Source organism: Halocola ammonii (assembly GCF_049334165.1).
Classification (GTDB): Bacteria; Bacteroidota; Bacteroidia; order Flavobacteriales_D; family Sanyastnellaceae; genus JBEGHD01.
In genome coordinates, this window is record NZ_JBEGHD010000008.1 from 147,596 (window position 1) to 165,627 (window position 18,032).

Here is an 18,032-nt window from a genome sequence, read left to right on the forward strand (position 1 = left end):
TTAACCTTCAAAGGTAAAAGAAACAACGAAAGTGCGAGTGCGCAGACTCTCCAGAGGAGAAGAAATGTAGTTGTTTTCCTGAATGAGGATGTTGGGCATCCCGATGCCAATCTTGGCTTCAATAGCAAACTTGAAGTAGGGGAGGAAGAAGTCGAAGCCACCACCGGCTTCAAGCGACCAGTCATTTCTTTGGGCTTTTAGCACGATGTCCCCGGATTCTTCATCAACGTCTTTTTGCGACTGCATGTCGGCACTCCATTTAGCTCCGAAAAGTCCGTAGGCAGCGAAGTTTCCAACGCGGTTAGTACGAACTTTGAGGTTAATTGGAAAGTCGAGGTAGACCTGCTCCAGGCGATGCTCTTCGGTTTCTATCTGGAGTTCAGAGTTCAGGTAATTGTAGGTGAGTGATCGATCCTGAAAGGAAAGGCCCGGAATAAAACGAACGTGAAAATTTGGAGTGATGTCCCATGAAGCAATCAGTGCCAGGTTGAATCCGCCCTGAGGTGTATCTTCAATGCGAAGTAGGGAATCGGAAAAGGTGTAATTGTCTGCGTACTCTGTGTAGAGCGATGAACTATTTACAGCCAGGATAAAGCCAAAGTGATACTTCTTATTGTCAAAACCGGGTAGGTTGACCGGACCTTTTCTCTGTGCCAGAGCCGTATTTGTGGCCAGTAAAGCCAGAATAAAAATTACCGTATTTCGGCAGAGTCGGTTCATTTCTTTAGACATCAAGTTCTCACAACGTATCACCCCTCAGCTTATTGCCTGCCAGGCTTTCGATAAAGCAGTTTTCTGAAAATTACAACGAGTATCAGAGAGTATAAAATTGCAAGTAGAAAAAGCCCGAATAAGGTAAGTGATGTTTGCCTTCCCGGGCTGGTCCACTGTTCGGCACTCTCTCGCACGTTTTGGATGTATTCTTCTTTCGAGTAGTTTTGGAGTTGTGGTGCGTTTTCCAAAACCTTTTCCCAGCTTTCGTCAGTGGCTGTTTGTTCCCTGGCCATTTGTACGCGCTGATCAATTATTTTTTGGCCATAGTCCGAATCAATCAGGCTGTAATAAATGAAGACAAAAGCAGCAACGATCAGGATGTACTTTCCGGCAGCTTTCATGCACGTTTTTACATCGTCCAGAAAATTGGAGTCTTGCGGAAGTAGCTTGCGCTCACCGCCATTTTCGAAAACTTCTTCTTGCGAGATGCTCACGAGCGAGTCGTATTTCAACTTCAACGCCCAAAAGCAGATGAGCAAGATGAAAAGTATGTTGGCCATTCCTCCTGCGTAGAAGCCCTGCTCTGAGTTTCCTGAAAAGAAAAAGCTCAGCTTGATGATGATCCAGATGAGGCCGAAACCTGCAACTATTCCGTTTTCTTTTGACATGGTTCAAAGATTAAAAAAAGGGCTGAACACCGAGGTGACAGCCCTTAAGAAATTTATTGCAGAATTTTTTAGCTGTTCATGCTAATAAGAAACTCTTCATTGTTCTTCGTGTGCTGCATTCGGTCTTTCATAAACTCCATTGCTTCCACGGGGTTCATGTCTGCAAGGTGTTTCCTCAAAATCCAAATGCGCTGCAGTGTGTCTTTGTCGAGCAAAAGATCTTCTTTTCGAGTTCCCGAAGCCAAAATATCGATGGCCGGGAAAATTCTTCTGTTCGATAGTTTTCTATCGAGCTGGAGCTCCATGTTACCAGTTCCTTTGAATTCCTCGAAGATTACTTCGTCCATTTTCGATCCGGTGTCAGTAAGAGCCGTGGCGATAATGGAAAGTGAACCTCCGTTTTCGATGTTTCTGGCAGCACCAAAGAATCTCTTCGGTTTGTGAAGTGCGTTTGCATCAACACCACCGGTAAGAACTTTTCCAGATGCTGGTGAAACAGTGTTGTAAGCACGCGCAAGTCTTGTAATCGAATCGAGGAGAATGCATACATCGTGTCCGCATTCAACCATTCTTTTGGCTTTTTCGAGAACGATGTTTGCGATTTTCACGTGTCGCTCTGCCGGCTCATCAAAAGTTGAAGCTACAACCTCTGCATTCACATCGCGCTTCATGTCGGTTACCTCTTCAGGACGCTCATCGATAAGCAAAATGATCAGGTAAGTTTCTGGGTGGTTCTTTGCAATTGCATTGGCCACTTCTTTAAGCAAAACTGTTTTACCGGTTTTCGGTTGTGAAACGATCATTCCACGCTGACCTTTACCGATAGGGGCAAAGAGGTCGAGAAGACGTGTAGAAAGATCTGTAGTGTTGTCTCCCAACTTGAATCGTTCACTCGGGAAAAGGGGAGTAAGATATTTAAAAGGAACGCGGTCTCTTACGAATGAAGGGTCGCGACCGTTAATTTTCTCAACCTTAATGAGTGGGAAATATTTCTCTCCTTCTTTGGGAGGACGGATAGAACCACGAACGGTGTCTCCTGTTTGCAGTCCGAAAAGTTTGATTTGAGACTGCGAAACGTAAATATCGTCTGGTGAGTTGAGGTAGTTAAAGTCCGAAGATCTCAAGAAGCCGTAGCCGTCTTGCATCATTTCCAGAACTCCCTCTGCTACAATCAATCCATCAAAGTTGTAGCCGTGCTCATCTGGCTTGCCGTGTTTTTGTTTTCTACCACCACCCTGGTTGTTTTGGTGCTGATTGCCAGATTTGTTGTGTTGGTCTTGCGAATGTTTTTTGTTGGAATGAGGTCTTCCTCCTTGTTGGTCACCTTTTTGCTGGTCGTTTCGGTGCTGAGGCTTACCATTGTCTCTTGAGTTGTCCTGGTTGTTTTTAGGCCCCTGATTTCCTGAAGGCTTGCCTTGCTGTCGGTTGTCTGGTTTGCTTCCACCTTTCGAGCCCTGGTCTTCCGCATCTTTCTGCTTCGCTCTTGGAGAACGCACTCTTTCCTGCTGTTCATTAGGTTTTTTGTCGTCCTGCTTGGAAGAACTTGCTTCTTTTTGCGGAGCTTTAGAAGGCTTCTTGTCTGCGGGTGGTTTTGAAGCAGCTTTTTTTGGCGCTGGTTTGCCTTCTGTTTTTTTCTCGGCAGCGGGTTTGCTGTCGCTTTTCTTAGGAGGGTTTATCGCTTGCTCATCCAGAATTTTGTAGATGAGGTCTTGCTTTTTAAGTTTTTCAACTTTCTTGATGTTCAGCTCTTTCGCTATCTCTCGAAGATCAGCTACTTTTTTGCTGTTCAGTTCAATAATATCGTACATAAAATCAGTGAGTTATTAACACTTATATTTTCAGTTGTTGATCCGCCTCAATAGCATTCTAAGGGCGGCAAAATTTAGTTTGTGGAGAAATCCTTCTGTCGACTGACAAAAAGTTGGATTCGACACTGCAAGTATACAATTAATAATTCAGCCTACAGTGGACACTATCATAATTTTCACCAGTGTAGTGTTGATTTCAAACCCAATCATTCGTTTATATTTGTCGCGATTCATAAAAATGACTGGTTCATGATTCAACGCATTCAGACGATCTATCTCTTTCTCGCCATCATTTGCATGGTGGCGATGTTCTTCATTCCCATTGGACTATTCACTGCAGATGGCATAGAATACATCTTATCTTTTGGTGGCCTGCAGTCGGCTACAGGTGAGGAGATTGAAGTATCAGCCAACATCATTTTGCAGTTTTCTATCCCTCTGATTTTGCTCGTGCTGGTCATTCAGTTGCTCTACTTCAAAAAGCGCCCGTTGCAACTGCGCCTCGGCAGATTGCTTTATCTGCTTTTGGCTACCTTAATTGCCAGCCTCATTTATTTGATGGGAGAGAATCAGGCTCATTTGCCAAATCCTGAGATTGCTGAAGTGCAGTATGGCGTAGGTTTTTTCCTTCCCGTAGCAGCAATTGTTTTTGAGTTTTTAGCCAACAGGTCGATCAAAAAAGACGAGAAATTGGTTAAGTCGCTCGATCGTTTGCGCTAAGAGCACCTCGTTTTCCCAGCTCAATTACTTCTAGATTTTTCACTTTCGAGTTTTCAAGTTCAAATCGCAGTAGCGTGCGAACCTGATGAAATCCGTGTTTTCCTGCGGCTCCCGGATTGAGGTGAAGCATGTTGAGTGACTTGTCAAACTGAACTTTGAGAATGTGGCTGTGCCCGCAAATAAAAATGTCGGGAGTGTTTTTTTTCAGCTCTTCTCTTACCCGCTGATCGTAGCGGCCTGGTCGTCCTCCAATGTGCGTTATCCAAACATCTGTTCCTTCCACCTCGAACCGATTGTCTAAAGGAAATTGTGCTCTAAGTTCGTGGCCGTCAATATTGCCAAAAACCGCCCTCAGTGGTTTGAACTCGGCCAACTCTTTTGTCACGTGATCAGCACCTATATCTCCGGCATGCCAAATTTCATCGCAGTTTTCAAAATGGTGAAAAACGCGTTCATCAAGCCAGCTGTGGGTGTCTGAAATCAATCCGATTCGGGTCATGGGCAAATGTGCTCAGAGAATTTTCTTTTCACAAGCTTTTCTTCAATCGGTTTGAAAAGAGAATTGTTTTGCGGCCAACTGAACTATGGCCGTAGATTTGCATAAATTAGTCGTTTTCTAATTCTTCAAACAGCAAAAAAGATCGCATGAAGCTGAGCATTTCCATTCTTTTTACCCTTGTTTTTTCAATTTTTCAACTCGTTTCTTTTGCCCAGCCTGGCAGACAATACTCTGTGGACGACAACAGGGCAATTAAACTCTACGAGAAGGGAATCAGTTCTTACAATCAGATGATGCTTAACGAAGCCGAAGACTTCATGATTAGAGCGGTAGACAAAAACGAGAACTTCGTTGAACCGCACATTCTTCTCGGTCAGATTTATGCCGAAAAAAATATGGTAGAAAAGGCCATTACTCAAATGGAAAGAGCTGTGCAGATCGATCCAGACTTTTTTCCGAACAATCACTTTTTCCTGGGAGAGCTCTACTTGAGTGAGGGAGAGTACAAAAAAGCCCTGTCGAGTTTTCAAAAGTTTGAAAGCTATGGAACTGGTACTCCCACACTCAAAGATCGGGCATTATTAAATATCCGTTCGTGCGAATTCGCTCTCATGTCGATGGCGAATCCCATACCATTTGAACCAAAGAATCTGGGTGAATCGATTAACTCTGCGGCAGACGAATACTATCCCTGCCTGACAGCTGACGAACAAACGATGCTCTACACCAGAGCAGTGGCGAGTCGCGAGAGCCGCACCGGTTACCAGGAAGATTTTTACCTCTCTAAAAAAGTGGATGGAGATTGGACCAAAGCCCAGCCTGTGCAGGAGATCAATACTCAAAAAAATGAAGGTGCACCAACGCTCTCTCCCGATGGACAGGTTTTGATTTTTACGGCTTGCGAAATTGATGGCGACTGGGGAGGAAATCGAAATGGCCTGGGGCACTGCGATCTTTTCTTTTCTCAAAAAATTGGTCCGCGGTGGAGTGAACCTCGCAATCTCGGTGAACGCGTAAATTCCTACAGCTGGGAGTCGCAGCCAAGTTATTCTGCCGATGGCCGCACGCTCTACTTTGTGCGCGGAAAAACCACTGCCCGCGGAGTGAAAGAGCAGGACATTTGGGTTTCGAAACTTCACCCGCAGGGCTTTTGGCAAAAGCCGACAAAACTGGAGGGCCCCGTAAATACGCCATACGAGGAAGAGTCGGTGATGATCCACCCGGATGGAAAGACGCTTTACTTTTCCTCCAACGGTCACCCGGGAATGGGTGGGCTCGATATTTTTGTGAGCCGAAAAGATGAAGATGGCAACTGGGGACAACCTCAAAATCTTGGATATCCAATCAATACCAAAGATGATGAAAACAGTCTTCTCGTGTCTGCAACCGGTCGCATTGCCTATTTTGCTTCCGATCGCGAGGGCGGACAGGGCGGTCTCGATCTCTACAAATTCGACCTTTACGAAGGTGCGCGCCCAGAGATGGTGACTTACGTGAAAGGAATCGTTTTCGATGCCAAATCAAAAGAGCGACTGGGCGCACGCTTCGAGCTCATCGATTTGGAGAGTGGTGAGCAGGTCGTGGAGTCGTACTCGAACCCAGGAAACGGGGAGTTTCTGGTGAGTCTTCCGGGTGGCCGCGATTATGCGCTCAACGTTTCCCGTGAGGGTTACCTTTTTTATTCCGACAACTTTACCCTTTCTGAAACAACGGCAGCTGCACCACAGGAGCTCGAAGTGCCGCTGAAGCGAATTGAAGAAGGAAGTTCGGTAGTTCTCAATAACGTGTTTTTTGATGTCGATCAGTACAAATTGAAGCCGCAATCCAAGGTTGAATTGGACAAGTTGATTGAATTCTTGAAACTTAACCCGGAACTGAAAATTGAGATCAGTGGACACACAGACAATGTGGGAAGTGATGAATCCAATAACGTGCTTTCGCAAAACAGGGCGCAGTCGGTAGTAGACTATCTGATGAAAAACGGAATTGACCGGGACCGACTGAGTGCCAAAGGCTTTGGAGAGTCAAAGCCAATTGCAACAAATGAGACTGAGGAAGGAAGAGCGAAGAACCGAAGAACCGAGTTTGAGATTATCGGAAAATAAAAAAGGCCGGCCCCGAAGGACCGACCCCTACTTAAGGTTTATTCCCCCGAAAGGGAGTTTCTTAAGTATGCCCGCTGGAATATACTTGTTTAATGATGATTTTGATACAGATTTGAAGTGTTATTTATAGGGATCTTGGTTTTAATTGCGTCAAAATCAACAACTAAAGAGTTGATGAAGCAGCCATAAAATCAGCTGTAGATGATTGTAGAGTGCAGAAAATGATGAATTTAGCTATCGGAAAACTTTGGTTGACGTGAAAAGAAACAATGTCCAGAGATCATGGAAAACAAATTGTTTTTAAATAAGATTACTCAATTGGTGGGTGCTTCGGAAATTGATGGAAAGCGAGATTTTCCAGTTTTTAGAAAAGGAGCCGTCCAAAAAAGAAATACAGAAAAGAAATGAAGAGTGAAGAACTAAAAACGGTCAGAAAAGACTACGACCGTGACAAACTATCGGAAGAAGAAATCACAGAAAACCCTTTTGAACTTTTTGAAATGTGGTTGGCTCACGCAAAAGAAGCTGATCCGAATCATTTCAATGCCATGACCTTATCGACAATTGGAGAAGATGGGTTTCCACACTCGAGAGTGGTCTTGCTCCGCGATGCAAAGAATGGAGCGTTCTCCTTTTTTACAAACTACGAATCTACCAAGTCCAAAGACATTGAGAACTACCCGAAGGTGTCACTTAATTTTTTCTGGAAAGAGCTCGAACGTCAGGTACGCATCGAAGGGACAGCCGAGCAGGTGAGCGTACAGGAGTCTGACGATTACTTTGCTACTCGTCCGCGCGAAAGTCAAATTGGTGCCTGGGCCAGCGATCAGAGTTCGAGGCTGGAGTCTCGTGAAGAACTCGAAAAGCGGGTGGAGCAGTTCTCGAAAAAATTCAAAGGAAAAAATATTCCACGTCCACCATTTTGGGGTGGTTTCAAAATCACTCCTGTTTACTTCGAATTTTGGCAAGGCCGCATGAGTCGCCTTCATGACAGAATCGACTACCGCCTAACTTCGGAGAAAAAATGGATGCACAAGCGCCTTTTTCCTTAGAGACCTCTGGAATCTACATTCTTTCCGGCATGTGGATTCCAAGCAGTTTCATTGCTGCTTTGATCACCTGACCTACTTTTTCTGTGATGCCAATTCGGAGTTTTTTCAACTCCTCGTCTTGCTCATGCAAAATCGGATTGCTCTGGTAAAACGCATTGTAGTCCTTCACAAGATCAAAAGTGAAGTTTGCCAAATGAGATGGGTTCATCGAGTTGGCCGCTTCAGCTAAAGCTGCTGGGAAAGAGTGAATTTTTTTGATGAGGTTTTTCTCAGTTTCAGGAAGCTCTTCCAGGTTGCCGAAGTTTTCTGGAGTTTGTGCGTCCCATTTGCGAAGCACAGCGCGAGTTCTCACATAGCCATATTGAATAAACGGCCCCGTGTTTCCGGCAAAGTCAACCGAGTCGAGCGGATTGAAGAGCATGTTTTTCTTTGGATCTACACGCAATAGGAAGTATTTGAGAGCACCGTATCCGATCACCTTGTAGAGCTCTTCCTTTTCCTCCTCTTCGATGCCATCGAGCTTGCCTTGTTCATCGGCAATCTTCTTGGCAGTTTCTTTCATTTCTTCCAGCAAATCGTCAGCGTCAACTACAGTTCCCTCGCGAGATTTCATTTTTCCTTCAGGCAGTTCTACCATTCCGTAGCTCAGGTGATAGTTGTTAAGAGCTCTCTCAAACCCGAGCTTCTCCAGAATGTGGAAGAGTACTTTGAAATGGTACTCCTGTTCATTTCCTACAGTGTAAATCTGCTTCTCGAGATTTGGGTAGTCGCGGAAACGCAAAATTGCCGTACCGATGTCCTGAGTCATGTAAACGGCCGTGCCGTCTTTGCGCAAAACGAGTTTTTCATCGAGTCCGTCCGGAGTGAGGTCGCACCAAACTGATCCGTCTTCCTTCTTAAACAAAACTCCCTGATCGAGGCCTTTTAGCACCTCATCACGACCGAGAAGGTAAGTGTCTGATTCGTAGTAAAGCTTGTCGAACTCCACACCCATTTCGGTGTAAGTCTTCTCAAAGCCTTTGTAAACCCAGCCGTTCATTTTATTCCAAAGATTCATTACCTCAGGATCGCGCTTCTCCCATTTCAAAAGCATCTCGCGCGCTTCCACCTGGATTGGGGCTTCTTGCTTTGCCTCGTCTTCGCTCATGCCTTCTTCCACGAGCTCCGCGACTTCTTTTTTATATTGCTTGTCGAACAGGACATAGTATTTCCCAACGAGTTTATCCCCTTTGGTTCCTGACGTCTCTGGAGTTTCGCCTTCGCCAAACTTTAGCCATGCCACCATCGACTTGCAGATATGAATGCCGCGGTCATTGATGATTTGAACGCGGACCACATCGTGTCCATAAGCTTTTAGAATTTCGGCAACTGAAAACCCGAGAAAATTATTTCTCAGGTGGCCGAGGTGTAGAGGCTTGTTTGTGTTGGGCGAGGAGTATTCCACCATCACCTGCGACTTGCTCAACTCGGGGCTGTAGCCAAATTTTTCGTCTCCGAGAGATTCTGAAAGAAACTGCTTCCAGTAGTCATCGCTGATACTCAAGTTCAAAAATCCCTTCACTACGTTGAAGCTCGTAATCAGATCGAGCGACTTTTCGAAGTATTCACCAAGTTCCTGAGCTGCTTTTTCAGGTGCCTTACGGGCTATTTTGACGAAAGGAAAAACCACAAGGGTAAAATCGCCTTCGAACTCTTTTCTAGTGCCCTGAATCTGAATTTGAGCTTCTTCAGCGTCAGTGCCATAGAGCTCCTTGACAGCTTTTTTGGTTGTTTCTGTAAGGACTTGTTCGATATTCATCGCAAAGGATTTTTTCTGATTTAGATTTTTGGCAAAAACACTTCGGCCATCATGCAGCGAGCGCTACCTCCACCGAGTGCTTCAATAGTATCGAGCGAGCTGTGGACGATCGGGCAGTATTTTTCGATCGTTTCAATTTGCTCAGAAGTAAGTGAGTGGTAAGCCGAACTAGACATAACCAGGAGAGGGTTGCCCTCTTCGTTGAGCACCTCGAGCATGTTTCCTGCAAATCGGTTTTTCTGCTCTTCAGTGATCGCGATTATTTCTTTTCCGGAAGCTTCAAGAGAGTCGATCACTTTTTTGCGCTCCTTTTCATCGTCAATGCTGTCTGTGCAAATCACCGCAAATTTGCTTGCAATGCACATCATCACATTAGTGTGGTAAATGGGCATGCGTTCACCATCCACAGTTTGGTTGGCGGTAAACGAAATGGGTTGATAGTCAAATTCTTCACAAAAGTGAAAAAGTGCCTGCTCATCTGTGCGCAGAGAAAGGGCAGCGTAGGCAATTTTGTTTTCTCGATCGAGCACCATGCTACCGGTTCCTTCCAGAAATTTATCGTGATCTTCAAATTCAGTGAAGTCCACAATTTCATTCACTTGCAGTCCCCATTCGTTTCTCACAAACTCAAAAATTTCCTCTCTTCTCTCTGCTCTGCGGTTTTCGGCAAACATAGGGTAGAGGCCAATGCGGCCATCTTCGTGAAAAGTTACCCAGTTATTTGGAAAAATTGAATCTGGAGTGTCAGGCGAATAAGTGTCTTCCACAACAAGCACCTGCACGCCTTTATCAGTGAGAATTTGCACGAACTCATCAAACTCCCGCTGCGCGTTTTCCTGTGCCTTCTTAGGAGTTAGGTCGTCCAGAACTTTCTGATAGTAATTATTTTTTGCCGTTTGGGCGTTGTAGTGAAAGTTGACCGGACGAATCATCAAGATTCTTGAAACTGACTGTTTTGTCATGGCTTTAATAAAATTCTTAGTTGTTGTCGCGAACTAGTGGCAAGGTGGAGCAACGGAGTAATCCTTCCATTTTGGCTGTTTCTGCATAGGGAATTTCCTCTACTGTGAATCCATTTTCTCTCAGCACGGAGTTAAGTCTTGTGAAACCCTTTTCCGATACCACGACCTCAGGACTGATTGAGAAAACGTTGGAGTTCATCTGATACATTTCCTCTCTATTGATCTCAATGCATTTATCTGTGCCGAAGAATCTGCGAATGAATTCTACATCATCCTGATTCTTGAACCCTCCAGGATACAAAATACAAAATCCTCTTCCCAATGGTTGAAAGCAGCAATCGAGGTGAAGCGCATTGTCTCTGGGATCGGTATCACTTTTTCTCAGCTCAAATCCAACTACCTTTCTGTTTGGGAATGTTTTCTTCACGAACTCAAGACCTTCTTCATTTGTTCGGGCCACTGTGTACTTTTCGAAGTCTTCTTTTTTGGAGTATCCCAAAAAGATATGACCTTCCAAAGGCATGATGTCGCCACCTTCTAGCTTGGCGTCTTCGGGCATTCTCAAAATTTGAGAATCCGGAATGTCTTTTAAAACATGATCCAGTGCTTCGATTTCTCTCTGGCGATCTTCAAGCATGTTGGTGATCACAAACTTGTCGTCAATCACAAATGCAATGTCGCGCGCAAAAATTTGATTGTAGTTGTTGATTACTTCAGGTCTATAAACCTTTACCCCGTATTTCACCAAAACTTCATTGAAAGCAGACATTTCCTTACGAATGTCGTCTTCACCAGGATAAGTGCCTTTAAGGATGTGTTCCTTGGATTTGGGATCGTAAGCTTCTTCGAGCTTCGGCACATCACCCAAACTCCGGGGAGTACCCAAAACCACTTCTCTGAGTGGCGAAAATTCATCTTTTACATTCAATTGAATCATATCCCAAAAATGATCGTTTAGCAGCGTGCAAATTTACAGTTTCTGCGAGGTTCCGAAAAGAAATATTCACTTTGCTGAAACTCTGTGTTTGTCAAACGGGTAAGGGGTAGAGTGACTTTGATGAATGCAAACAGTTATAAATCGGGTAAATCGTTTTGGGAAGTTCAATTTTTGTTGAATTTTGCGATGCGTAAAACCCTGATCAAAAGGACGTAAACTGCGTTCGCCAATTAAATTGAATGACTAACATTTTATCCTATATCTCTCGCATTGGGGCTGTGGCCCTTTTCACAATTCTGGTGGCTTCCACTCCCGGCTGTAAGTACATTGATAAAAATGCAGCTCACACAGAGGGCGAAATCATTTACGATGTAAATTTTCCAGATCAGGAAAAAAGTATCCTTTTGAACGTTTACCCCTCCGAGATGAAAATGTCTTTTAAGGACAACAAACTCCGCGGAAAACTGGAGTCGATAGGAGGGTTAGTGAGTTCAGAAATTGTTGTTGACACAAAGAAGAAAAGCTACTGGCAACTGCTCAATAGCTTCGGGGATAAAATTAGTTGCGAACTCAACGAAGAGCAGGTAGCCGAATTTATCACACCAACTCAGCACAATCTCGAAGAGACCGGCTCATCTGAACATCTGGAAATGGACTGTCGCAGCTACAAAATTTTGACAGATGATGGTAAAGAGCGAGTAGAGGTTTTGACAACTGAAGAAATTGAAGTTGAAAACCCAAACTGGTACACACCTTTTGCCGGTGCAGAAGGAGTTCTGCTAAAGTATGAACTCGAGCAATGGGGAATGCGCATGACTTTAACTGCCCGAGAAATTATTTTTAAGGAAGTGTCAGACGAGCAATTTGAAATCCCAGCTTCTTACAAAGAAATCTCTGCAGACAGCATGTATTTGCATCTTGAAGAATTGCTGGAAGAGATGCCGCGATAATTATTCTTTTGAGTAAGATGAGCAATCGACTCCTTTTTCTTTGATTTCGAAAAGAACTTCATAGTCGAAATTTTCACCGAGTATCTGCTCATTAGTCAGGTCACAAGACTTGAAATAAATTCCATCTAATTTCCCTTTTTTGCTCCTTCCAGCATTCACGCAAAATTCTTGCGGTGGGAATGTCTCCTGAAGAGCCATTTTGAAAAAGAACTCGGCACCTACTTCGTAGATCACGTCTTCATCAGATGTGTTTTTTACCCAGATCATTAAAATCTTCGGACTGTCTTTGTCAAGCCATTTTTCACGTCCAATTTTGGCGTAAACTTCAACTCCATCTTCTTCGGTGATAAGCTGATAATCTTCCTGAGCGAAAGATTGCATCGTAAAAAGTAAAGCGAAAAGAACAAGCAGTGATTTCATGATTTTATCTCTTTTACTGATTAGTTTAAAAGCGTTTTTTCCAAAATTGTTTTCAAAGACGAGAGCTCCAAAATTCTCCGGAGTCCGATTTTGCCACTGCTCAACAGCAGATTTGCTCATCAACAAATCTAATGTAATTCAATTGGGAGCAACAAAATGACTGCGTTTAAAATTGTTTCTGTTTAAAGATCAGAAGATTGTGGTTTTCGCAACTAAATCGAGAGAGGATTAAGTAACAAAAACCTACCGCTGGCAGTATAATCAACCATCAAGATCCACCCGAGGAGACTGATAGGTTTACTACTATAATTTAGCTTTAAACCAGTTCCGGGAGGGGCGATTTGCTTTCGCAAATCGCCCCTCTCTTTTTTTATTTTGAACCGATTCGAAAGTTCCGTGTACAGCTCTCCAAATTCAGGAGCTTATGACCGGAATAGAAAACATCTCGCTACTCAGACCTATCTTCTCCATTCGAGATTTTACGGGCTGGTTTACCAAAGATGGTAGACATTTTCAGATTCTCTACTTGTCGCTTTTTTTGATCTACGGCATCTTCAACCTCGGTTGGAATGTAGGGCTCACCAAGTTCACCGTGATCTTTGCTGTGGGAATGGCCGTGCAAGCCCTGGCGCTTTATTTAGTAAAAGCTCCAATGCACGGGCTCAAAAGTGGAATGATCACTTGCCTTGGGCTTTGCCTGCTTTTGAAAGCGGATTCGCACTGGGCTTTGGCAATTGCCGCAGCCGTTGCCATCGGCAGCAAGTTTCTCATTAGGGTCCGTGGAAAGCATCTTTTTAATCCGGCTAACATCGGGATTATTGCAGCCATCACGCTGACCAACGATGCCTGGATTTCTCCGGGACAGTGGGGAAGTAGCATCATTCTACTTTTCCTAATCGGAATTCTCGGATTGGTGGTTCTGTTCAAGGTGGGTCGAGTGGATACAAGCCTTGGATTCCTCATCACTTTTGCCGCTCTCGACTTTTGCCGAACGGTTCTTTACCTCGGCTGGGAGCCAGAAGTGTGGCTCCACAAAATGCAAAACGGATCGCTGTTGCTGTTCGCCTTTTTTATGATCACCGATCCGAAAACTACCCCCAACGCTCCTGTAGCCAGAATAATCTGGTCGATGCTGATTGGTGTTGCCACGTTTGTGGTTTCCAACTGGCTCTACTTTCACACAGCTCCCATTTGGGTGCTCTTTTTCATTGCACCGCTCACGGTGCTTTTCGATCGCTTTTTCAAACACAAACCATTTCAGTGGTAATTGATAATTAAAAACACAAGAGTTATGAAAGCAGTAAAATTTTTAATAATCCTGTTGGCTTCGCTCGGTGTTACCGAAACCTACGCCTTTTGCGGGTTTTACGTAGCCAAGACAGATGCCAATTTGTTTAACAACAAGTCGGAAGTGATTTACGTCCGCGATGGTAAAAAATCGACCATCACCATGAGCAACGATTTTGATGGAGAAGTGAAAGACTTCGCCATGGTAGTGCCTGTGCCGGTTGTGCTCGAGGAGCAAGACATCAAAGTTGTAGACCGCGGAATTTTCGAAAAGCTCCACGACTACTCAGCTCCGCGGATTGTGGAGTACTACGACCAAAACCCCTGTCAACCGGTTTACGAAGAAGTGATGGTACAGAAGGATTTGGCACGCGCAGAAAGCGTCACGGAATCGTTGTCCATGAATATGGCTGTTGAAGATGACTACCAGGTCACCATCGAAGCGGAATACGAAGTGGGAGAGTACGACATCCTCATTCTTTCTGCTAAAGAGTCAGACGGTTTAAAACGCTGGTTAATCGACAACGGCTACAAAATCCCCAACCAGGCGGAGGAGGTTTTGCAACCTTACATACGCTCTAAAATGAAATTTTTCGTGGTGAAGGTAAACCTTGAGAAGTACAATCAAAGCGGATTCGAGTACCTCAGCCCAATTCAGATCAGCTTCGAAGACAATCGATTTATGCTGCCCCTTCGTCTCGGAATGGCGAACTCTAAAGGCAGCCAGGACATGCTGATGTATTTCTTCACGAAAAACGGCCGAGTGGAAAGTACCAACTACAGAACGGTTGAGGTTCCCTCAAACAGAAACATTCCTCTTTTTGTGGAGCCAAAGTTTCAGGATTTTTACCGTGACCTGTTCAAAAACGCCTACCACGAAGAGAACGAAAATGCAGTGTTTGTGGAATATGCCTGGGATGTGAGCCCCTCAGCTGGAGTAAAGTGCGACCCTTGCGTTTCGCCTCCGCCTGTTTTTACCGAATTTCAAAAAGCTGGTGTAGACTGGGTTTCTGGAATGAACCGTTCGAGTCAGGTTTTCTTTACCAGACTTCATGTGCGCTACACACGTAACGACTTTCCTCAAGATCTTTTCTTTCAGGAAACGCCAAACTCAGAGCGCTTCCAGGGACGCTATGTGATTACTCACCCGGCCAAAGGTGACTTTAGCTGTGACGAAGGGCAGGCCTATCTCAAAGAACTGGAGCGCAGACGCAAAAAAGAAATGGATGAGTTGGTGGCTCTTACCGGCTGGAAAGACAAATACGGAGAAAATTACGTGAAAGAGTTTTCGAATCGGATAAAAGAAGAAAGCACTCCCGTTGTTTCGCCATCAGACAATGATGGGTCAGGTGGAGGAGGATTTGCTCCTCAGTCGCTGTATCTACTGTCGCTACTGGCTTTGGTCGGTGTGGCCTGGATGTTGCAATTCAATTTCAACAGAATGGAAGTCTAAACTTCCAGGTTTTTGTGGTTCAATTAAAAAGAGAGGTGTTTCGGTCCCCATCGAAGCGCCTCTTTTTTATTTAATTCATGTAGAAGTTGAATTCCTTGCGCCTTTCCTGCTGTGCGATTAATCTCGTAAACTTGATCATGTTCAGCAGTTGCTCTTCCTGTCGCGGAAAGTCGTTTCCGCTGAGAAAGTTGTATTTGTCCGAGCTGCTAAGATTTAGAAATGCCAGAACAGTGAGTATCGGAATTTTCAAATCCTCCGAATCGGAAACGATCGGCTGGTCAAAGGCTTTTTTGAGCTTTGTAAACTCTCTTTTCACACAGCGATCGGCCATCCACGTTTTGTAGTGATCTCTGATTTTTACCTTTCCCGATGGAAAAGGTCGGTCTTGACTCTTGCGATTGTAGCCTTTCAGTTCAAAAATTGCAACTCCCTCCACGAGAATGTCTTTTTCACCACTTGGATATTCCTTGACTACATCCACCAATTTCACTAGCGAACCTAGCTTGTGGTTGTGTTTTACGAAATACGGAATTCCGAAAAGTTGGTCGTCACTCGACTTCACCCGTTGCACCAGCTCTCTGTAGCGAGGCTCAAAAATGTGTAGGTGAGTCTGTTCTCCTGGTAGGAGAAAAAGGCTGAGAGGAAAAAGCGGAAGGTTTTCGAGATCAGTATTCATATTCAATACTAATCTAAACATTTCGAGTTGACGAAAAGTTTGTAGAAACTTAAAATGAAAAAGCCTTCTCAGGCTAAAAGTTGCTGAGAAGGCTTTTCAAATATTTGATGCTCTACTTAGTAGTAGATGTTTCTTCTAACGTTTGCAACGTATTTCGCGAGGCGAATAACTTGTTTGGTGTATCCAAATTCGTTGTCGTACCAGGCGTAAAGTACAATGTCTTTTCCGCTGTCTGCTACGATGGTTGCAGGACTGTCAAACACAGAGCAGCACTCGTTTCCGATGATGTCGTTTGATACGAGCTCTTCGTTGATCGAGTAGAAAATCTGGTTCACCAGGTCTCCGCTCATGGCCGATTTTTTCACCATTTCGAGGATCTCTTCTCTGGTGGTTTTTTTGTTCACAGACAAGTGCATGATTGCCAAAGAACCATTCGGTACAGGAACACGAACCGCGTTGGCAGTTAATTTTCCTTCGAGCGATGGAATCACTTTTGTAACTGCTTTTCCGGCTCCAGTTTCGGTAATTACCATGTTGATCGCAGCAGAACGACCTCTACGCTCTTTCTTGTGCATGTTGTCCAACAAGTTTTGGTCGTTGGTATAAGCGTGCACTGTTTCGATGTGTCCTTTTTCGATACCGAGGTTTTCTTCGATTACGTGGAGTACCGGAACAATAGCGTTGGTTGTGCAAGAAGCCGCGCAAATAACTTTATCGTTCTCGATATCGAGTTGCTTCTGATTGATTCCGTAAACAACGTTCGGAATTCCTTTTCCAGGAGCAGTGAGAATCACTCGCTCAACACCGTTGGCTTTCAGGTGGATCGAAAGCGACTCTTTGTCTGTAAACGCGCCAGTGTTGTCGATCAATACCGCATTTGAAATACCGAAAGACTCATAGTCGATGCTGGACGGGTCGTTGGCGCCAATCATCTGTACACGTTGACCGTTGATGATGAGCGCGCTGTCGTTGTAGTCGATATCGATCGTACCAGGGAAACGACCGTGAACAGAGTCGTTCGCCAAAAGAGCGGCACGTTTCTTCAATTGTTTTTCGTCTACAGTTCGGGTTACGATAGCGCGTAGACGAAGCTGCTGACCTTTTCCGGCTTGTTTAATAAGCTCTCTGGCAGCAAGTCGGCCAATTCGTCCAAATCCAAAAAGGATTACATCGCGCGGTTCTGGCGGACGGTTGTCGCGGGTGCTAAATTCACCGAGATGATGATCTAGAAAATCGCGGTGAGTTTCAAAGTTGTCTCTCTCCTGAAGCCACTCATCAGCAAGACGGCCAATATCGATTTTGGCAGGAGCCAAGTCCATTTTAAAGATTTCACGGGCCAGCTCGGCAGTATCGAAAACACTGATGGGTTTGCCCACTACTTCTGCAGCGTATCGGTGGTAGCGTAAAATATCGGAGATGCTTTTGTCAACGAGGTGGTTGCGGAAGAGCACCAACTCAATTGATTTCTCGAAAAGTAGTGTTCCGATCGAGTGGATCAGGTCTACAGCTGCTTTTTCTTGGTTGACATACACTTTTAGCTCGTTGCTGTATGTCTCTGCGTGGAGTGCGTTTTGTGACATTTGTACTTTAATGAACTTAGTTGATTTTCCTTTTCGGCAATAATCACTGCTAAAATTGTGCTCATTTCGGCTAGTGTTTTGCGCTGCAAAAATAGCCAGTTAAAATGGAATAGGAAAGGTAAAAAGGAGGATAGAAGTTGGAGTCTCGAATGATGCTTGTCAATTCTCGTGTCTTTTAATTTCAACGATCAATAAATAAAATTCATCGATGGATTTGGAGTATTCGAAGAAAGTATCTATATTTGATACAATCTAAACCGACTGATGATACTTATCCAAACCATAGCAATCTTAGTGACCACAATATGTTGCTGCTGCATTCCTAAGTCGGGAAGTCAGTTTTGCTATGCGACAATTAAGAAATAACAGTCTAAATACTTTATCTTAACCAAAGTGCGATAGG

16 protein-coding genes are annotated in these 18,032 nt (G+C 44.4%); 6 read left to right on the forward strand and 10 right to left on the reverse strand.

Features of this window, described 5'->3' with window-relative positions; genetic code table 11:
- The 3 genes from porT to rho form a co-directional block, all read right to left on the reverse strand.
- Entirely contained in the window at positions 1-720 is a 720-nt protein-coding gene (gene porT / locus ABHV44_RS09910) for a type IX secretion/gliding motility protein PorT/SprT (protein ID WP_459074526.1), read from the reverse strand.
- Positions 721-761: 41 nt separating this feature from the next.
- Complete coding sequence (locus ABHV44_RS09915) at positions 762-1,382, reverse strand: hypothetical protein (RefSeq protein WP_459074527.1); 621 nt, start codon at positions 1,380-1,382, stop codon at positions 762-764.
- Between the two features lie 68 nt (positions 1,383-1,450).
- Positions 1,451-3,190: a transcription termination factor Rho gene (gene rho / locus ABHV44_RS09920; RefSeq protein WP_459074528.1), complete on the reverse strand. Its 1,740-nt coding sequence runs from the start codon at positions 3,188-3,190 to the stop codon at positions 1,451-1,453.
- 249 nt (positions 3,191-3,439) lie between these two features.
- Between rho and ABHV44_RS09925 the strand changes: the two genes are divergently transcribed.
- Positions 3,440-3,910 (forward strand): DUF4293 domain-containing protein, encoded by a 471-nt coding sequence (locus tag ABHV44_RS09925; RefSeq protein ID WP_459074529.1) that lies wholly within the window; start codon positions 3,440-3,442, stop codon positions 3,908-3,910.
- Here ABHV44_RS09925 and ABHV44_RS09930 read toward each other — a convergent pair.
- Positions 3,885-4,409: a metallophosphoesterase family protein gene (locus ABHV44_RS09930; RefSeq protein WP_459074530.1), complete on the reverse strand. Its 525-nt coding sequence runs from the start codon at positions 4,407-4,409 to the stop codon at positions 3,885-3,887. The two genes, ABHV44_RS09925 and ABHV44_RS09930, sit on opposite strands and share 26 nt — an antisense overlap.
- A 146-nt stretch (positions 4,410-4,555) precedes the next feature.
- Between ABHV44_RS09930 and ABHV44_RS09935 the strand changes: the two genes are divergently transcribed.
- The gene (locus tag ABHV44_RS09935) at positions 4,556-6,514 is read left to right on the forward strand and encodes an OmpA family protein (protein WP_459074531.1); all 1,959 of its coding nucleotides are present in this window, start codon (positions 4,556-4,558) and stop codon (positions 6,512-6,514) included.
- 404 nt (positions 6,515-6,918) lie between these two features.
- Positions 6,919-7,566 (forward strand): pyridoxamine 5'-phosphate oxidase, encoded by a 648-nt coding sequence (gene pdxH / locus ABHV44_RS09940; RefSeq protein ID WP_459074532.1) that lies wholly within the window; start codon positions 6,919-6,921, stop codon positions 7,564-7,566.
- 13 nt (positions 7,567-7,579) lie between these two features.
- Here pdxH and argS read toward each other — a convergent pair whose 3' ends face one another.
- From argS to ABHV44_RS09955, 3 genes are read right to left on the reverse strand one after another with little or no spacing between them, the layout of a single operon-like run.
- Positions 7,580-9,364, reverse strand: a complete 1,785-nt coding sequence (gene argS / locus ABHV44_RS09945) for an arginine--tRNA ligase (protein ID WP_459074533.1) — start codon at positions 9,362-9,364, stop codon at positions 7,580-7,582.
- 20 nt (positions 9,365-9,384) lie between these two features.
- Positions 9,385-10,326 carry a citrulline utilization hydrolase CtlX gene (ctlX, locus tag ABHV44_RS09950; RefSeq protein ID WP_459074534.1) on the reverse strand — a complete coding sequence of 314 codons (942 nt, stop codon included), beginning with the start codon at positions 10,324-10,326 and terminating at the stop codon, positions 9,385-9,387.
- 16 nt (positions 10,327-10,342) lie between these two features.
- Positions 10,343-11,263, reverse strand: a complete 921-nt coding sequence (locus tag ABHV44_RS09955; protein ID WP_459074535.1) for a dimethylarginine dimethylaminohydrolase family protein — start codon at positions 11,261-11,263, stop codon at positions 10,343-10,345.
- A 239-nt stretch (positions 11,264-11,502) separates the two neighbouring features.
- Here ABHV44_RS09955 and ABHV44_RS09960 point away from each other — a divergent pair, with 239 nt between their 5' ends.
- On the forward strand, positions 11,503-12,213 hold the full coding sequence (locus ABHV44_RS09960) for a hypothetical protein (protein ID WP_459074536.1): 711 nt from the start codon (positions 11,503-11,505) through the stop codon (positions 12,211-12,213).
- Here ABHV44_RS09960 and ABHV44_RS09965 read toward each other — a convergent pair whose 3' ends face one another.
- The gene (locus tag ABHV44_RS09965; RefSeq protein WP_459074537.1) at positions 12,214-12,633 is read right to left on the reverse strand and encodes a hypothetical protein; all 420 of its coding nucleotides are present in this window, start codon (positions 12,631-12,633) and stop codon (positions 12,214-12,216) included. It abuts the gene before it with no gap.
- A gap of 424 nt (positions 12,634-13,057) precedes the next feature.
- Here ABHV44_RS09965 and ABHV44_RS09970 point away from each other — a divergent pair, with 424 nt between their 5' ends.
- Together ABHV44_RS09970 and ABHV44_RS09975 are read left to right on the forward strand one after the other, a co-directional pair.
- Entirely contained in the window at positions 13,058-13,900 is an 843-nt protein-coding gene (locus ABHV44_RS09970; RefSeq protein ID WP_459074538.1) for an RnfABCDGE type electron transport complex subunit D, read from the forward strand.
- A gap of 24 nt (positions 13,901-13,924) precedes the next feature.
- On the forward strand, positions 13,925-15,373 hold the full coding sequence (locus ABHV44_RS09975) for a DUF2330 domain-containing protein (RefSeq protein WP_459074539.1): 1,449 nt from the start codon (positions 13,925-13,927) through the stop codon (positions 15,371-15,373).
- A 70-nt stretch (positions 15,374-15,443) separates the two neighbouring features.
- Here ABHV44_RS09975 and ABHV44_RS09980 read toward each other — a convergent pair whose 3' ends face one another.
- Positions 15,444-16,070, reverse strand: coding sequence for an LON peptidase substrate-binding domain-containing protein (locus tag ABHV44_RS09980; RefSeq protein WP_459074540.1), 627 nt, complete (start codon positions 16,068-16,070; stop codon positions 15,444-15,446).
- A gap of 95 nt (positions 16,071-16,165) precedes the next feature.
- On the reverse strand, positions 16,166-17,629 hold the full coding sequence (locus ABHV44_RS09985; protein WP_459074541.1) for a glyceraldehyde-3-phosphate dehydrogenase: 1,464 nt from the start codon (positions 17,627-17,629) through the stop codon (positions 16,166-16,168).
- Positions 17,630-18,032 lie beyond the last annotated feature (403 nt).